The following is a 15,738-nucleotide window of genomic DNA, read 5'->3' as shown; positions in this document are numbered from 1 at the left end:
GCCGATACCCTTTGGATGCGCCCGACCGCAAATTGGCCCGAATGTATCGGAACAAGACACCCGAGGGCGGCCGGATCGAGAAATTCGGTTCGCCATAACGACAAGACCAGAACGACAAGAAACGAAGAGGAAATTCCGTGGGTACCAGATCAAGATTGTTCGCCAGTGCCGCCTTTCCGCTGCTGTCCCTGTCGCTGATGCTGCAGCCGGTGCACGCCGCGATGCTGGTCGGCGGCACCGTCAACACCACTGTCCGGCAAGCGGACAATGCTGCATCGTTCGAGGTAGCGCAGGCGACAGCCGAGCCTGCGGAAGACGAGCAGGACCCCAAGAAGAAAAAGAAGCCCGGCGCTGAGGAGCCCGGCAAGGAGCCGCCGAAGGCCGAAAAGCATGGTGAGCCCGAAGCGCCCAAGGCTGAAAAGCCCGCAGAGCCCAGAGCCGAGAAGCCGGTAGAGCCCAAGGCTGAGAAGCCTCCAGAGCCGAAGGCCGAGAAGCCGGTAGAGCCGAAGGCTGAGAAGCCGGCTGAACCGGAAGCGCCGAAGCCCCCGAAGGCTGAAAAGCCCGTCGAAATGGAAGCACCGAAGCCGCCGAAGGCCGAAAAGCCTGCCGAGCCGGAAGCTGCCCCTGCAAAGCCGAAGGTACAGGAACTGGAAGCGCCGAAGCCTCCGAAGGCCGAGAAGCCTGCGGCAGCCGAGCCAGAGGCACAGCCCGAAACCAGGAAGCCTGCGGCCGAAGCGCCTGCTGTTCGCTCCAAGGCAGCCGAAGCCCCCGCAGCAGAGCCGGCAGCGCCTGCACCGCCGCCAGCCGGCAAGCACCAGAAGCCTGCAGAGGCCAATGGTGGGGCAGCGCCGGCGCCTGCAACGCCGGGTGAGAAGCCCGTAAAGCCCGTCATGCCGGCCGAAAAGGTCGCCCCGAACGCCGAGAAGCCTCCGGCACCGGCCGCTGAAGGCGTTGCGCCTGCCAAGCCTGCCGCCGAACAGCCACCCGCAGCAGCCGGCCAGCGCCAGGTCGCCCCCGGCACCGAACCGGTTGCCCCTGGCAAGCCGGCACCCGGAGCAGCCGCTGCCCCTGCGGCCAACGGTGCCGCACCGGCAGCCGTAGCACCAGCAGCGCCAAGCACTGCCGGGGAGCAGGTTTCGCCAGCCGAACTGCAGCGTCGCCAGAAGATCGCCGAGAACCCGGCTGCGGCCGGCGCAGGCAGCGGTCCGGTCATCCTGCCCGTCCAGAACGGCACTGCCGTCCTCGACAGCGACAAGGATGCCGCGCGTCGTGGCCACCGTGGCCAGCCGGGCGTAGGTCAACCGGGCGCTCCCGGCCAGCCCCCGGCTCCCGGCCAGCCGGCAGCGGCCGCACCGGGGCAGCCGGCTCCGCCTGCACCTGCCAACGTCCGTGCGCCGACATCCGATGCCGACGCGCAACGCGCAGCCGGCGGCAACCAGGCGCCACCGGTGAAGATGGAAGCCGTCACCAGCGAGCAGGGTCGTCGCATGGACAGGCAGCCGGATTATGTCTCGCCCCAGGGCGTGCGCATCGACGACCGCCAGGACAACCGCGTCATCGTCAACTTCGGCGACAACGTGTTCGTGCGGCATGACGACACGCAGCGCTTCGTGCGCGATGGGGAACGCCCGGTCTACGAGCAGCTGCCCCGCGACCGTTACCGCGAGACGATCGACCGTCCCGACGGCGACCGCATCGTAACCGTGCGCAATCGCTATGGCGATATCATCCAGCGCTCGCGCATCGATGCACGCGGCCGAGAATATGTGCTGTTCTATTCGCCCGAGCTGGAGAATTCGCCGGATCAGGACGACTATTACCGCGATCCAGGTGATGAACTGCCGCCGATGCGCCTGCGCATTCCGCTCAACCAGTATATCATCGATACCAGTGCCGATCAGGACCAGGATTACTACGACTTCCTGCGCAAGCCTCCTGTCGAGCCGGTCGAGCGTGTCTACTCGCTGAACGAGGTTCGCTACTCGGCTCGTATTCGCGATAAGGTACGGCGTATCGACCTCGATACGATCACCTTTGCGACGGGCAGTGCCGAAATCCCGATGGAGCAGGCAAAGACGTTGCGCGGGATTGCCGAGGCCATCGGCAGTATCGTCAAGAAGGATCCGACTGAGACCTTCCTGATCGAGGGTCATACGGATGCCGTGGGCACACCTCAGAGCAACCTGATCCTTTCCGACCAGCGCGCTGAATCTGTCGCAAACGTGCTAACCGACGTCTACCGCATCCCGCCGGAAAACCTTGCGACGCAAGGCTATGGCGAGCAGTACCTGAAGATTAACACACCGGGACCGGAGCAGGAAAACCGCCGCGTCACCATCCGCCGCGTCACGGCGCTGGTTCGCCCTGTTGCCGTCCGGTAACCACCTCTCCTGATGAAGAAAATAAGCCGCCGGAGAAATCCGGCGGCTCAGACTGCTGACAAACCCTGAAGAAGCGTGTTTGACGAGAGCGATACCTTACTCTCCCTCATTCTCGCCCTTGTGTCGGGGATCCAGCGACACAACGTCTGTCGGGTCAAAAGACTCTTTCAGCTCAAAGACTTGAGCTGACTGGATCCCCGCCACAAGGGCGAGGGTGAGGGGAGTTTGACAACCGGCTGAATTTCCCGAGTAACCTGCAGAGTTATTAGATCATAGCTTTGTCATCAGTCTGCGCCGCCGGAGAAATCCGGCGGCTTTTTTTATGGGCTCGGCTTTTCGAGGCCGACGGTCGTGACGATGAAGTCGGCGATGGCCATTGTGTCGTCGAGGTCGAACACGGGCAATCCGCCGTTAACGGCTGCGTCGTCAGCTGAAACCTCGTGATCTGCGGCGATTGCGACGATATGTGGGTCCTGCGGTGCCAGGGGTTCGCGGTTGGCCGATGCCGACCGCCGGGCTTCGATCTTGGGGATCGGCTCGCGCTTGTAACCCTCGACAAGGACCAGATCGCACGGGGCGAGGCGGGCGAGGATCTCGTCGAAGCCAGGCTCCGGCGCACCGCGCATCTCGTGCATGATGGCGTAGCGCGTGCCTGACACCAGCGCCACCTCATGGGCTCCAGCCTCGCGGTGACGGAAGCTATCGGCGCCGACCTTGTCGATGTCGAAGTCGTGGTGGGCGTGCTTGATCGTCGAGATCCGGTAGCCACGCCGGGTGAACTCGGTGACGAGGCGAACCGCGAGCCCGGTCTTGCCGGAGTTCTTCCAGCCGGCAATGCCAAAAGTCTTCGGCGGTGTCATCGGTGCAGGGCCTGGAGCCAGAGCTCGGCGGCGGCGAGTTCCTCTGGCGTGTTGACGTTGAGGAAGGGATCGATAGTGCCGTTTTCCGTCTGGATCAGCGGAAAGATCACTTCAGCCAGCGGATAGCGCCGCTGGAAGTCGCGCACTCGCCGCTTTCCATCCGTCAGTATCCAGCTTTCGAGCTCGTCGGCCAGCGACACCGGCCAGAGGGCGACGATGGGGTGCTGCTCGCCGCTCGACGAGGCGATGGCAATGGTCTCGCCGTCGTGGCGGGCATCGGCGAGCCGTGCCATCAGGTCTGTCGGCAGGAACGGGCCATCGGTCGGCACGGTCAGGACATGGCTGGCGGCGGGATGGTTCGCCTTTGTATCGCGCATGGCCGTCAGAACGCCAGCGAGCGGGCCCAGTTGTCCGGGGAGGGTGTCGGGCACCCGGCGCAGGCCGTCGCCGCCTTCGAAGTCCAGCGGCGCGTTGACGGCGACCTCGCTCGACTGCGGGGTCATGCGGGCAACGATGTGCGCAATAAGCGGCACGCCGCCGACGGTCGCCAATGCCTTGTTGCTTCCCATCCTGGTCGAGCGGCCGCCCGCAAGGATGACGCAGGGCAGCTTTTCTATCGCGAACACCATCGTGTCTTGTTCCTCTGTCAGACGGGAACGCGCGGATCCGATCTTTGTGCCAGCTGGCTGGCGTGTTTGCGCCGGCTCTCGCGGTAGAAGGTATAGAGGCCGGAGGCGATGACAATGGCCGCGCCGACCGCCGTCCACAGATCAGGCATCTCGCCGAAGAATATCATGCCGAGCAGGGCTGCGAAAATCAGGCTGAGATAGCGCATCGGTGCGACGACGGCGATGTCTCCTGTGCGCATCGCAAGGATCGCCGTCTGGTAGCCGGCAAGCACCATCACCGACGCCAGCGCCAGATGCATCAGCGCGACCGGGCCTGGGCTATGCCAGCCGCCCAGCGGCACGACGAGGATGCCGCCGATCAGCGACACGCCGATGGCCGTGCAGACGGTCACCATCAGCGACGGCACCTGCTTGTCGACGCAACGGGTGGCGAGATCGCGGGCGGCGGTGATGAAGACGCTGGCGATGACGATCAACGCTGCCGGCGTGAACCCCTCCGGCCCGGGACGGACGATGACCAGCACGCCGAGAAATCCGACCGTGATTGCCGACCAGCGCCGCCAGCCGACGGGCTCTTTCAGGAACAATGCGGCGCCGAGCGTCACGGCCAGCGGCAAGGCCTGGATGATCGCCGAGGCATTGGCAATCGGCATCATGCCGAGCGCGGAGATGTAGGTAGCGGCCGCCAGCGCCTCGCAGACCACGCGCAGCAGGATCATCGGCTGGGCAATGACCTTGAACGAACGCAGCGCACCCAGGTGTCTGGCGATCAGGTAGACGATGACGCTGGTGAGGAGGCCGCGCAGCAACATGATCTCGCCGGCATTCATGACCGAGATGACCGATTTCGACAGGGCATCACTGCAGGAAAAGGCCGCCATGGCCGCGGCCATGTAAAGCGCACCTTCCGTATTCTTCGATCGAGCCATCGTCACTTCCACCGGTTTGCGTGGCAGTGTCTACGCGGGAAAGCGGCGATTGGGAATCTGTGACGGACAGGTTATCGGCAAAATCGTTTGTGCGATGCGGTATGAGGCCCTGAGACACGGTGTGCGGAATTAACTCATGTCGGCAGCCAGTCGTGCGGCCCGCTGCTTCTCTTGTGGTTATCCTTCTTTAAGTCGACGGGTACGCTCGGTCAGAAATATGTCAGTGGGAGAAAGGCGAGCGCGATCGAAGGTTTTACCGATGGTGCTCAGGTGGCGATCATCGATAATTTCTCCGCCCTCCAGTAGCTCGAGGAAGAGCTTTTCATCCCCTTCGATAACTTGGAAGGTGACGGTGAACGTTACGCTTTTCCACTTCTGCATGTAGAAGGCGACGATTTCCCTGATGCTACGCAAGGCAGTGGCAGCCTGTTCAGGTTCATCTATCAGCACCCAGAGGCAGGCCTCGCCAAATTGCAGCTGCAACTCTCCGACCACCATCTCCCAGGCTTCGCCATCATGCTCTCGCGCTTTTAGCAAGATCACTCTGAAGTCGTCGATTATTTCTCGTTCCATCTCATCGTCTCGTGTTTATGGATCGAGTTGGATAGTCCACCCTACGTGAAGGATAAGCTGTTTTGCCTGGCGCCGCAGTTTATGCTGGGTCGCATCGACCAACGGGCCTATGCAGACGATCACCACGTCAAAGTTTCGACCGCCTTGTACTCTGTATGTCACTCGCTTCGAACCTATATGTCACCCGCCGGTGACGCTCATGTGGCGGGCGACGGCGGGGCGGTTGTGGGTGCGGTCGATGATGAAGTCGTGGCCTTTCGGCTTGCGGCGGATGGCCTCGTCGATTGCCATGCTGAGGAGTTCGTCGTCGGGGGTGGCGCGAAGGGCGGCGCGCAGGTCTGCGGCGTCGTTCTGGCCGAGACACATGTAGAGCGTACCGGTACAGGTCAGGCGGACGCGGTTGCAGCTTTCGCAGAAATTATGCGTGAGCGGGGTGATGAAGCCCAGCCGGCCGCCGGTTTCCTCGACGGTCACGTAGCGGGCGGGGCCGCCGGTGCGGTAGCCGATATCGGTCAGGGTAAACTGCTTTTCCAGATCCGACTTCACCTTGGATAAAGGAAGATACCGATCGGTGCGGTCTTCCTCGATCTCGCCCATCGGCATCGTCTCGATGACGGTGAGGTCCATGCCGCGTGCATGGGCAAACCGCAGCAGGTCGGGAATTTCCGTTTCGTTGAAGCCTTTCAGCGCGACTGCATTGAGCTTGATCGTGAGGCCGGCGGCAAGGGCGGCATCGATGCCTTCCATCACCCGGGCGATATCGCCCCAGCGAGTGATTTCCTTGAACTTGTCGGCATCCAGCGTGTCGAGCGAAACGTTGATGCGGCGCACGCCGCAGGCGTAAAGCTCGTCTGCGAAACGGGCGAGCTGCGAGCCGTTGGTGGTCAGCGTCAGCTCCTCGAGGGCGCCGGACTTGACCTTGTCGCCGAGGCTGCGGATCAGCTGCATGATGTTCTTGCGGACGAGTGGTTCGCCGCCGGTGAGCCGGATCTTGCGCACGCCCTTGGCGATGAATGCCGAACAGAGCCGGTCCAGCTCTTCCAGCGTCAGAAGGTCCTTCTTCGGCAGGAATGTCATGTTTTCCGCCATGCAATAGGTGCAGCGGAAGTCGCAGCGGTCCGTCACGGAAACGCGCAGATAACTGACCATCCGACCGAAGGGGTCGATCATTGAGGAAGGGCTTGCCGAAAGTGGAGAGGCGCTGGCGATAGCGCCGACGATGCTGTTCACAAATATATCTCCGTGATTGGGCATAACTGGGACGACTGGCTTGTTGCGTCAAGGCAAATGCTCGAGAAAAGAGTCTTGCGCGCGGTGCGGCCGCAGCCTAGTCCTGCGGTTGTAGCAAAGAGTGGGGCGCAGTATGAGCGGGATTTGGCCGACCGAGTTGCGGGTATCGAAGGATCGGCAACGATTGCTGGTGACTTTCAACGATGGCGCCAGTTTCGACATTCCGGCCGAACTGATGCGGGTGACATCCCCGTCTGCCGAGGTTCAGGGGCACGGACCCGGCCAGAAGGTGACCGTTGCCGGCAAGCGCGATGTCGGCATCATGACGATTACGCCAACCGGAAATTATGCGGTCCGCATCCGCTTCGACGACCTTCACGACACCGGCATTTTCACTTGGACCTATCTGCGAGAGCTGGGTGAGAATGGGCCGGCGCTGATGGCAGCCTACGAGAGCGAACTGGCCGAAAAAGGCCTAAGCCGCGACAGGGTCGGCCAGCGCTGAGAACATCAGGTGGGGGATAGAGTATGACCGGTCGTAAAGCGGATGGATGGTTACGTCAGAAGGGGAGCCGGAACGAGCACCGGGTCTCGTTCGTCGAGTTGTTTTTCGACCTCGTGTTTGTGTTCTCGATATCTCAGCTTGCCCATGCGCTTTACGAGCATTTCACCGCGCTCGGCGTACTTCAGGCGCTGCTGCTGACGCTGGCCGTCTGGTGGGTGTGGATATTCACCACCTGGGTCACCAACTGGCTCGATCCGGACCGGCAGCCGGTGCGGGTGATGCTGTTCGTGCTGATGCTCGCCGGCTTGATTCTCTCTGCATCGATCCCCGAGGCGTTCGGCGAGAAGGGCCTGATGTTTGCCGGCGCATTCGTGTTCATGCAGGTAGGGCGCTCGCTGTTCGCGGTCTACGCGCTGCGCCACGCCGCCCCCTCCAATCACCGCAATTTCCTGCGCATCACCGTCTGGCTGATGTTGTCCGGCGTCTTCTGGATAGCCGGTGGCCTGGAGGAGGGAGAGGTACGGCTGGTGTGCTGGCTGGTAGCACTGGCGATCGAATATGCAGCACCGGCTGCCGGTTTCATTGTGCCGGGCCTCGGGCGCTCGACGCCTGCGGACTGGAACGTCTCGGGCGCACACCTGGCGGAACGCTGCGCGCTGTTCATCATCATCTGCCTCGGCGAGGCCATTCTCGAGGCCGGGGAGACCTTCTCCGAGATGCCGCTCGTGCCGCAGAGCATGATGATGCTCGTTTGCGTTTTCGCCGGCACGGTGGCGATGTGGTGGATCTACTTCCAGTTCGGCCACGAGCGTGCTGCCCATCGGATCGAGCATGCCGAGTTGCCCGGCAGTCTCGCGAGGCAGGCGTTCACCTACGCGCATATCCCTATCCTTGCCGGCATCATCGTCACCGTGGTCGCCAACAAGCTCGCCCTGACGCATCCGGACGATGTGGCGGACCTTGGCGTTGCCGGCGCTATCCTCGGTGGCCCGCTGATTTTCCTATGCGGTAATCTCTGGTTCAAGGCGACCACCGGCAACCGTCCGCCGCTGTCGCATCTTGTTGGTATTGCTGTTCTGTTGCTGTCGATGATGCTCGCGTCGCGGGTCGACAGGTTTGACCTAGCAATCCTTGCGACCGGCATTCTGGTCGGAGTGGCGCTGTGGGAATTTGTGTCGCTGCGGCACAGTTCACAGACCTTGCGGCAGCGCTGACCCGCTTCGGTATCGGGGCTCAGTTCTTGTAGATCAGCCAGCTCTTGCTGAAATCCTTCTGCATGCCGCTCTGATATTGCGACGTGCAGTTGCGTCCGGAATTTTTGGCCTGATAGAGCGCGATATCGGTGTTGCTGTAGAGTTCGCCCGGATCCTTCGCTTCCGACGCCATGCAGACGCCAAGCGACATGGTGATCGGCCCGTAGTCGACGCGGGTGCGCGAATTGCGGAAGGGGGTCGATTCGAGAGTGCGGCGGATCCGCTCGCAGATCGCCATCACCTCGTCAGCCGTATTGCCATCGATGATCAGGGCGAATTCTTCGCCGCCGGTGCGCGCAACGAAGACGTCACGGCGAACGTTGGCGCGGATTACTGACGCGACTGTCGCGAGGATCTTGTCGCCGACGGGGTGGCCAAAGCTGTCGTTGACCTTCTTGAAATTGTCGATGTCGCATAGCACCAGCGCCGTGACGGACTTCGCCATCGGATTGTCGAACACCGATGCGAGGCGGTCATCGAAGGCCCGGCGGTTGGAGAGGCGCGTCAGGGAATCGGTGTTGGCGATGCGCTTGTATTCGTCGAGTTCCTTGCGAACCTGGTCCATCTCCTGCGAGCGCTGGGCAACATCCTCAACCGTCTTTTCGCCGCGCGCCATGGTATCGCCGGTGGCTTCGGTCAGCATGTCGATCGCATTGCGCAGCAGGTCGGCGCTGTTGGCGGTCTTCGAGGTAATGCGGACGAAGGTTTCGCCGAGTAGCTTGTTGTAGCTGGAAAGCGATGTCTGTTCCTGCTTCAGGGCGCGCAGCACGCCGTCCAGCTCGTTTATGATCCGCGAATGGGCGTCGTCGTAGATCCGCGTGGAATGGGAAAAATACTGGCTGCCGAGAAGGTCGATCTCTTCCTGCGTGGCGTTGCTGCCAAGCGCTGCAAGGTCGCGGGTGAGGGCAGGGTTGGAGCCAATATAGGCTTCGTAGAAAAGCTCGTAATTGCGCGGGATCGGAGCAACGCCCATGGCTCGCATAGCATAGATGATCTGTCCTGCCACGTCGGGAATTTGCGACCTGGACGCAATCACCGTGCTCATTGGCGAACTCCTAAGGATTTAAATGACTATGGTTTATGTAGCCTAAATTTCTTTTGAAAAGATTAAGGGTAACCTTGCTGGAAATTAGTAATGAAATCCTGCGAATACTGTTAAGCTATTGAATATAATTGTAATTATCGGAAGTGTGGTTGCAGTTTTTGTTCTTGTCGGCGAGAAATGTCTACCAGAAGTTAATATTATATATGTCTAATTAAATGTTTTGGTTGCGTTGCGCATCCCGGCCGAAGCCGGGATGCAAGGCTCGAATGTTACTTCGGGCCGATCATGTTTTCTGGCCGAACCAGTGCGTCGAACTCCTCGTTGCTGAGGTATCCGCCGCCAACGGCTTCCTCGCGCAGCGTGGTGCCGTTCTTGTGGGCCGTCTTGGCGATCTTGGCGCAGGCGTCGTAGCCGAGGCGGCCGTTCAGCGCGGTGACCAGCATCAGCGAGTTCTCGACGCCCTTGCGGATGTTGTCCTCGCGGGCCTCGATGCCGACGACGCAATTGTCGGTGAAGGAGACGGCGGCGTCTCCGAGCAGCTGCACCGACTGCAGGAAGTTGTAGGCCATCATCGGATTGTAGACATTGAGCTCGAAATGACCCTGGCTGCCGGCAAAGGTGATTGCGGCATTGTTGCCGAAGATATGGGCGCAGACCTGGGTCAGGGCTTCCGACTGGGTCGGATTGACCTTGCCCGGCATGATCGACGAGCCCGGTTCGTTTTCGGGCAGCGACAGTTCGCCCAGACCGGCGCGTGGGCCGGAGCCGAGGAAGCGGATGTCGTTGGCGATCTTGAACAGGGCGGCAGCAGCAGCAGCGATGGCGCCGTGGGCAAAGACCATGGCATCGTGGGCGGCCAGCGCCTCGAACTTGTTGGGGGCCGTGACGAAGGGCAGGCCGGTGATCGCTGCGATCTCTTCGGCAACTTTCTCGGCAAAGCCGATGGGTGCATTGAGGCCGGTGCCGACGGCCGTGCCGCCCTGGGCGAGTTCATAGAGACCGGGCAGCGTCAGTTCGATACGCTTGATGGCCGAGCCGACCTGGGCTGCATAGCCGGAGAATTCCTGGCCGAGCGTCAGCGGGGTGGCATCCTGCGTGTGGGTGCGGCCGATCTTGATGATGTGGGCGAAAGCCTTGACCTTGGCTTCGAGCGCCTCGTGCAGGTGGCGCAGGCCCGGCAGCAGGTGGTGGACGATCTGCTCGGCGCAGGCGACATGCATCGCCGTCGGGTAGGTGTCGTTGGACGACTGGCTCATGTTGACGTGATCGTTCGGATGCACCGGCTTCTTCGAGCCCATGACGCCGCCGAGCATTTCGATTGCCCGGTTGGAAACCACTTCGTTGGCATTCATGTTCGACTGGGTGCCGGAGCCGGTCTGCCAGACGACCAGCGGGAAATGCGCATCGAGCTTGCCGTCGATCACTTCCTGAGCGGCGGCGACGATCACTTTACCGAGATCGGCGTCGAGCCCGCCGAGCTCCATATTGGCGCGGGCGGCTGCCTGCTTGACGATGCCCAGCGCGCGGACGATCGACATCGGCTGCTTTTCCCAGCCAATCTTGAAGTTGCCGAGCGAGCGCTGCGCCTGTGCGCCCCAGTACCGGTCGCTGGCAACGTCGATCGCGCCAAACGTGTCGGTTTCCTTACGGGTGGAAGTCATTCTGCTGCCTTTCGTGGGACCGTGGAGCTGCCGCTCCGTTCGAAAATCCGCGTTGTTATAAGGCCGATCCGCCGGTAAGAAAACAGCAAAGAGAAGTCTCCTGAAAGTTGCGTCGACTCGATCTTTCCAGGCCGCAAATTCCCGTGCTATTTATATCACGCGCATTGCCAATGTTTTTCGGCCGATTTTTACGCCTCAATTGCAACGCAAAATTCCACAAAAAATTAACCAATAATTTCATAATTTTGTGTGAACTTCTGAGCGTTCGACGCGGCCGAATCCCATGCGAAAAGCAAGTATTCGTGCGTCGTTCCGACCGGGTGGTTTTCTTCCAATTCACCGCCCGATCTTCTAGTATCGCTGAATTATTTGACATGAGCTCGGGCTGTCCGACACACCCATGACAGGGGACTGAATTGAGAACGACATTTCTGACGAAAGCAGCAGCATCCGTCCTGGCACTATCCTGTGGCCTGACGATCGTTGGCACGTCTGCGCATGCCATGACGCTGATGGATTTCATTCGTGGCGGCAAGGGTCGGTCGCAGCAGCAGGTTGACAGCAATCAGATCCTGCCTCCGAGCATGCCGATTGCTCCCGTCCCGAGAGAAGGTGCGGGTGGTGGTGGCCCGGCTCCGAAGGTCAGCTCGCCGACCTACTACACCTACAAGCCCGAGCCGATGCGCCTTGTCGCAACGAGCAAATTCGCGGATCCGGTAGTCACCGGTGCCGTCGCCGATGTGTCTGCCGCTCCTGTCGCAGTCGACCCGTCCAGCGCCCAGCGTCGTTATCTCACCGAAGCCCGGGTGTCGGCGACCAACGATGTCGCCAAGGCTCTGGAAGATTATTACGCCGACAGCAAGAAGCCGATGGTCTGGGTTGCCGATAATGCGGTGTCCGAGAAGGCCAAGGCCGCCATGGCTGTGCTGGCGCAGGCCGATCTCATCGGTCTCGATCCCGACGACTACAAGGTTGCCGTTCCCGTCATCGACGAGGGCAGCGTCAATCCTGCCGACCGTGACCGGGCCCTGACACAGTTCGAACTGGCTTTGTCGGCCAAGGTTCTCGCCTTCGTGCAGGACAACCAGCGCGGCCGCATCGATCCGAACAAGCTGTCCGGCTATCACGACTTCAAGCGCAAGGACGTCAACCTGATGCCCGTGCTGGGCAACCTGTCGCTCAGCCCTGATGTCACCGCCTATCTCAACAGCCGCAGCCCGCAGAACCCGCAGTTCGATGCCCTGAAGGCTGAATATGCCCGGTTGAAGGCCGAGACTACCAACGATGCCAACCGCGTCGCGATTACCCTCACCGGCATCATCAAGCCCGGCGATACCTCGCCGCAGATCGCCAACATCGTCAAGGGCATCCAGCTCAAGGGTTCCGATGCGCTGACGACATCTCATGCCGACGTGTTCTCGTCCTATCAGCAGACGCCGTTGTACACGCCGGAACTGGTCTCGCTTGTCGAAGCCTTCCAGAAGGAAAAAGGTCTGACGGCCGATGGCGTCATCGGCCAGTCTACCGTTCGTGCGATCGTCGGTGAAAACAGCGATGCCAAGCTGCAGAAGCTGACCATCGCCATGGAACAGCTGCGCTGGCTGCCTGACCAGCTCGGTCCGCGCTACGTCTTCATCAACCAGCCGGCCTTCATGGTCTACTACTACAACGACAACAAAGAAGCGTTGTCGATGCGCGTCGTCGTCGGCGCCAAGGGGCACCAGACGAACTTCTTCGAGAACCAGATCCAGACCGTCGAGTTCAACCCCTACTGGGGCGTGCCGCAGTCGATCATCGTCAACGAGATGCTGCCGAAGCTCAGGGCCGATCCGAACTATCTCGACAAGACCGGCTATCAGGTCGAGGTCAACGGTCGCGCCGTTCCTTCGTCCAGCGTCGACTGGTACGGATCGACCACCAATATCGCCGTGCGTCAGCCGCCGAGCAGCGACAATGCGCTGGGCGAACTGAAGATCCTGTTCCCGAACAGCCATGCGATCTACATGCATGACACGCCGTCGAAGAGCTTCTTCAAGAAGGACATGCGCGCCCTCAGCCACGGCTGTGTCCGCCTGGCCGATCCGCGCGCCATGGCAGCGGCAGTGCTGAACACGACTGTTGCCGATGTCGCCAAGCAGATCGCCACCGGCGAGAACAAGGCCGTGCCCGTGCCGCAGCGCTTCCCGGTCTACATCGCCTACTTCACGGCGTGGCCGGACAAGGATGGCGTCGTTCGCTACTTCGACGATGTCTACGATCGCGACACCTACACGATGAAGGCGTTCGCTACGACGACCAAGGTCCGCGAAGCGCAGATCTGATCGCCTCCCTCTGACAATGACTTTCGACAGGCGGCCCTCGGGTCGCCTGTTTCGTTTCGGAGATATGCCTCAGCGCGTTGCGAGCAGCCTTGTGACCAGTTCGGGCGTCAGCTCGTCGTAATGCTGGATGATGTGGTCCGGCGACAGGCTTGCAATCTCCACGTCGGAGTAGCCGAAGGGCACGGCGATCGACGGGACGGCGGCGTTGCGGGCGGCGAGGATGTCGTTGATGCTGTCGCCGACCATGATCGCCCGCGTCGCATCGCCGCCGGCCTTGTCGATGGTGCCGAGGATATGCTGGCCGTCAGGCTTGCGGACAGGGAAGGTATCGCCGCCAACGATGGTTGCGAAGTAGTGGTCGAGCTGCAGCTTCTGGAGCAGGGTTACAGCCAGCGCCTCTATCTTGTTGGTGCAGACAGCAAGCGCGAAGCCTTCGGCCCTGAGGCGGTCCAAGGCGGCGACGAGACCGGGATAAGGCTTGCTGTCGCCCGGCATGGTCTTGCCGTAGAAGTCAATGAAGCGCTCCATCAGAGGCGGCATGTCCTTTTCCTCGAGATCGTAACCGCCGAGCTTGCAGGCCCTTTGGATCATCGTCCTCGCGCCGTGGCCGACCAGATAGGTGAGGTCGTCAAAGCCGACCGGCTTGAGGTCGAGGGCGGCAATCGTGTGGTTTACGCTGGCGACGAGATCTGGCGCGGTATCGACCAACGTTCCATCGAGATCGAAGACTACAGTGGGAGTTTTCACGGGCAGACCGCCTTGGCTAACGGGGAGGGAAAAATGAGCCTTTCCAGTAAAAGATCGCGTCTGCCAATGCAACGCCGACGATCTCCGCCGGCCTCTTGCGCGCCTCTCGGAATGCCGCCGCAATTCTTTCGCACCGCCGAATTTTGGCTTCCGTTTGCCAAGCGGGCCGTGTAAACAGCACTCCATCGAAACGGTGGGAGCACGTGGCGCATGGACGCCCGCGAAATGAAGATCAAGGCTGCGGCAGTGGCTCTCGATTATGTCGAGAGCGGCATGCGGCTTGGCATCGGCACCGGCACCACCGCTGAAGAATTCGTCAGGCTGCTTGCCGAAAAGGTCGCCGACGGATTGCGGATCGAAGGCATTCCGACATCCGAGCGCACGGCGCGGCTCTGCATGGAGCTGGGCGTGCCGCTCAAATCACTGGACGAGCGCCCGGAACTGGACCTGACCATCGACGGCGCCGATGAACTCGACCACAGCTTGCGACTGATCAAGGGCGGTGGCGGCGCGCTGCTACGCGAGAAGATCGTCGCTGCCGCATCCGGCCGGATGATCGTCATTGCCGACGAGAGCAAGCTTGTCGAAACCCTGGGTGCATTTCCATTGCCCATCGAGGTCAACATCTTCGGGCTGACGGCAACGCGGATGATGATCGAAAAGGCTGCGGCCAGACTTGGGTTATCCGGCGCCCTGGCATTGCGCCAAGCAGGCGACCAGACTTTCACGACCGATGGCGGGCACTACATCCTCGATGCATCTTTTGGCCGCATTGCTGATGCAGAGGCGCTATCAGCCGCACTTCATTCCATACCCGGCGTTGTCGAACACGGGCTCTTTATCAACTTGGCGACGCTTGCGGTCATTGCCGGCCCGGCAGGCGCGCACACGCTTCACGCGCATCATACAGGAGATTGAACACATGATCAAAATAGCGGGTTTCGGCCGCCTGGCCGCTGCAACCGTTCTTCTTTCCGGCATGGCGTTCGGTTCAGTCAGCGCGCAGGAAATCTCCGAAGAACAGATGAAGGCTGCCCGTGCCGCGATTAACGCGCTCGGCATCACCAATCAGTTCGATTCCATTCTGCCGACGCTGGCCGAGCAGCTGAAAAGCACGATGATCCAGGCCAACCCGAATTTCCAGGAAGCCATCAGCTCGACCGTCGACCAGCAGGCGCTTGCGCTTGCTGCCCGCCGCGCCGACCTCGAGAAGGAAGCGGCTGCAACCTATGCCAAGTCGTTCACGACCGAAGAACTGAAGGCAATGGCCGACTTCTACAATTCGGAAGCGGGCAAGAAGCTCCTGAAGGATGGCCCGATCGCCACCCGCGAACTCTACAAGGCTGCCGACATCTGGGGACAGGGCATTTCGCGTGACCTCGCCAACCAGAGCAACAAGGCACTCGAGAAGATCGTCAAGGTTCCGCCGGCTCCGCCAGTTGCCGACGCCGCACCGGCACCGGCTGCCAAGGCACCTGCTGCAAAGCCGGCACCTGCTCCGAAGCCCTAATCGCTTCGCATATCTGCTATTCCAAAGCCCGGTTCATCCGGGCTTTTCTTTTTATCGCCGGTATTCCTATATCAGCATCGATCCAGCCGGCTCG

At 61.2% G+C, this 15,738-nt stretch carries 14 protein-coding genes; 6 read left to right on the top strand and 8 right to left on the bottom strand.

Annotated elements, in window-relative coordinates; translation table 11 throughout:
- Window positions 1-137: 137 nt before the first annotated feature.
- Window positions 138-2,381, top strand: a complete 2,244-nt coding sequence (locus PR018_RS07760; protein WP_142829160.1) for an OmpA family protein — start codon at window positions 138-140, stop codon at window positions 2,379-2,381.
- A gap of 320 nt (window positions 2,382-2,701) precedes the next feature.
- Here PR018_RS07760 and mobB read toward each other — a convergent pair whose 3' ends face one another.
- The 5 genes from mobB to moaA all read right to left on the bottom strand — a co-directional run bounded on the left by mobB (window position 2,702) and on the right by moaA (window position 6,626).
- The gene (mobB, locus tag PR018_RS07755) at window positions 2,702-3,241 is read right to left on the bottom strand and encodes a molybdopterin-guanine dinucleotide biosynthesis protein B (protein WP_142822962.1); all 540 of its coding nucleotides are present in this window, start codon (window positions 3,239-3,241) and stop codon (window positions 2,702-2,704) included.
- Window positions 3,238-3,870, bottom strand: a complete 633-nt coding sequence (mobA, locus tag PR018_RS07750; protein WP_142822960.1) for a molybdenum cofactor guanylyltransferase MobA — start codon at window positions 3,868-3,870, stop codon at window positions 3,238-3,240. Before mobA ends, mobB begins: the two co-directional genes overlap by 4 nt.
- Window positions 3,871-3,887: 17 nt before the next feature.
- The gene (locus PR018_RS07745) at window positions 3,888-4,799 is read right to left on the bottom strand and encodes a DMT family transporter (protein WP_142822958.1); all 912 of its coding nucleotides are present in this window, start codon (window positions 4,797-4,799) and stop codon (window positions 3,888-3,890) included.
- Window positions 4,800-4,976: 177 nt separating this feature from the next.
- A complete protein-coding gene (locus PR018_RS07740) occupies window positions 4,977-5,372 on the bottom strand; it encodes a hypothetical protein (protein WP_142822956.1) in 396 nt (131 codons plus the stop codon).
- Window positions 5,373-5,552: 180 nt separating this feature from the next.
- Complete coding sequence (gene moaA / locus PR018_RS07735; protein WP_263431690.1) at window positions 5,553-6,626, bottom strand: GTP 3',8-cyclase MoaA; 1,074 nt, start codon at window positions 6,624-6,626, stop codon at window positions 5,553-5,555.
- 109 nt (window positions 6,627-6,735) lie between these two features.
- On the opposite strand from moaA, the gene PR018_RS07730 reads away from it, so the two are divergent.
- Both PR018_RS07730 and PR018_RS07725 read left to right on the top strand, forming a co-directional pair.
- The gene (locus PR018_RS07730) at window positions 6,736-7,107 is read left to right on the top strand and encodes a gamma-butyrobetaine hydroxylase family protein (protein WP_142822952.1); all 372 of its coding nucleotides are present in this window, start codon (window positions 6,736-6,738) and stop codon (window positions 7,105-7,107) included.
- A gap of 23 nt (window positions 7,108-7,130) precedes the next feature.
- Window positions 7,131-8,321, top strand: coding sequence for a low temperature requirement protein A (locus PR018_RS07725; RefSeq protein ID WP_142822950.1), 1,191 nt, complete (start codon window positions 7,131-7,133; stop codon window positions 8,319-8,321).
- 19 nt (window positions 8,322-8,340) lie between these two features.
- On the opposite strand, the gene PR018_RS07720 is transcribed toward PR018_RS07725, so the two are convergent.
- Window positions 8,341-9,405 carry a GGDEF domain-containing protein gene (locus tag PR018_RS07720; RefSeq protein WP_142822948.1) on the bottom strand — a complete coding sequence of 355 codons (1,065 nt, stop codon included), beginning with the start codon at window positions 9,403-9,405 and terminating at the stop codon, window positions 8,341-8,343.
- A 269-nt stretch (window positions 9,406-9,674) separates the two neighbouring features.
- The gene (gene fumC / locus PR018_RS07715) at window positions 9,675-11,066 is read right to left on the bottom strand and encodes a class II fumarate hydratase (protein ID WP_142822946.1); all 1,392 of its coding nucleotides are present in this window, start codon (window positions 11,064-11,066) and stop codon (window positions 9,675-9,677) included.
- Between the two features lie 416 nt (window positions 11,067-11,482).
- Between fumC and PR018_RS07710 the strand changes: the two genes are divergently transcribed.
- Window positions 11,483-13,387: a L,D-transpeptidase family protein gene (locus tag PR018_RS07710; RefSeq protein ID WP_458575414.1), complete on the top strand. Its 1,905-nt coding sequence runs from the start codon at window positions 11,483-11,485 to the stop codon at window positions 13,385-13,387.
- Window positions 13,388-13,456: 69 nt separating this feature from the next.
- Here PR018_RS07710 and PR018_RS07705 read toward each other — a convergent pair whose 3' ends face one another.
- Window positions 13,457-14,134: an HAD family hydrolase gene (locus PR018_RS07705; protein ID WP_224127700.1), complete on the bottom strand. Its 678-nt coding sequence runs from the start codon at window positions 14,132-14,134 to the stop codon at window positions 13,457-13,459.
- Window positions 14,135-14,344: 210 nt separating this feature from the next.
- Between PR018_RS07705 and rpiA the strand changes: the two genes are divergently transcribed.
- Both rpiA and PR018_RS07695 read left to right on the top strand, forming a co-directional pair.
- Complete coding sequence (gene rpiA / locus PR018_RS07700) at window positions 14,345-15,052, top strand: ribose-5-phosphate isomerase RpiA (RefSeq protein ID WP_142822942.1); 708 nt, start codon at window positions 14,345-14,347, stop codon at window positions 15,050-15,052.
- A 4-nt stretch (window positions 15,053-15,056) separates the two neighbouring features.
- Window positions 15,057-15,644: a DUF2059 domain-containing protein gene (locus tag PR018_RS07695; RefSeq protein ID WP_142822940.1), complete on the top strand. Its 588-nt coding sequence runs from the start codon at window positions 15,057-15,059 to the stop codon at window positions 15,642-15,644.
- Window positions 15,645-15,738 lie beyond the last annotated feature (94 nt).

Source organism: Rhizobium rhododendri (assembly GCF_007000325.2).
GTDB lineage: Bacteria > Pseudomonadota > Alphaproteobacteria > Rhizobiales > Rhizobiaceae > Rhizobium > Rhizobium rhododendri.
This window is presented reverse-complemented; position numbering and strand designations above follow the sequence as displayed.

What these genes read in the sequence shown, in the direction of transcription:
- mobA (WP_142822960.1), bottom strand. Translation starts at nt 3,870, where the DNA reads ATGGTGTTCGCGATAGAAAAGCTGCCCTGCGTCATCCTTGCGGGCGGC.
- PR018_RS07745 (WP_142822958.1), bottom strand. Translation starts at nt 4,799, where the DNA reads ATGGCTCGATCGAAGAATACGGAAGGTGCGCTTTACATGGCCGCGGCC.
- fumC (WP_142822946.1), bottom strand. Translation starts at nt 11,066, where the DNA reads ATGACTTCCACCCGTAAGGAAACCGACACGTTTGGCGCGATCGACGTT.
- moaA (WP_263431690.1), bottom strand. Translation starts at nt 6,626, where the DNA reads ATGCCCAATCACGGAGATATATTTGTGAACAGCATCGTCGGCGCTATC.
- rpiA (WP_142822942.1), top strand. Translation starts at nt 14,345, where the DNA reads ATGGACGCCCGCGAAATGAAGATCAAGGCTGCGGCAGTGGCTCTCGAT.
- PR018_RS07725 (WP_142822950.1), top strand. Translation starts at nt 7,131, where the DNA reads ATGACCGGTCGTAAAGCGGATGGATGGTTACGTCAGAAGGGGAGCCGG.
- mobB (WP_142822962.1), bottom strand. Translation starts at nt 3,241, where the DNA reads ATGACACCGCCGAAGACTTTTGGCATTGCCGGCTGGAAGAACTCCGGC.
- PR018_RS07720 (WP_142822948.1), bottom strand. Translation starts at nt 9,405, where the DNA reads ATGAGCACGGTGATTGCGTCCAGGTCGCAAATTCCCGACGTGGCAGGA.
- PR018_RS07730 (WP_142822952.1), top strand. Translation starts at nt 6,736, where the DNA reads ATGAGCGGGATTTGGCCGACCGAGTTGCGGGTATCGAAGGATCGGCAA.
- PR018_RS07695 (WP_142822940.1), top strand. Translation starts at nt 15,057, where the DNA reads ATGATCAAAATAGCGGGTTTCGGCCGCCTGGCCGCTGCAACCGTTCTT.
- PR018_RS07740 (WP_142822956.1), bottom strand. Translation starts at nt 5,372, where the DNA reads ATGGAACGAGAAATAATCGACGACTTCAGAGTGATCTTGCTAAAAGCG.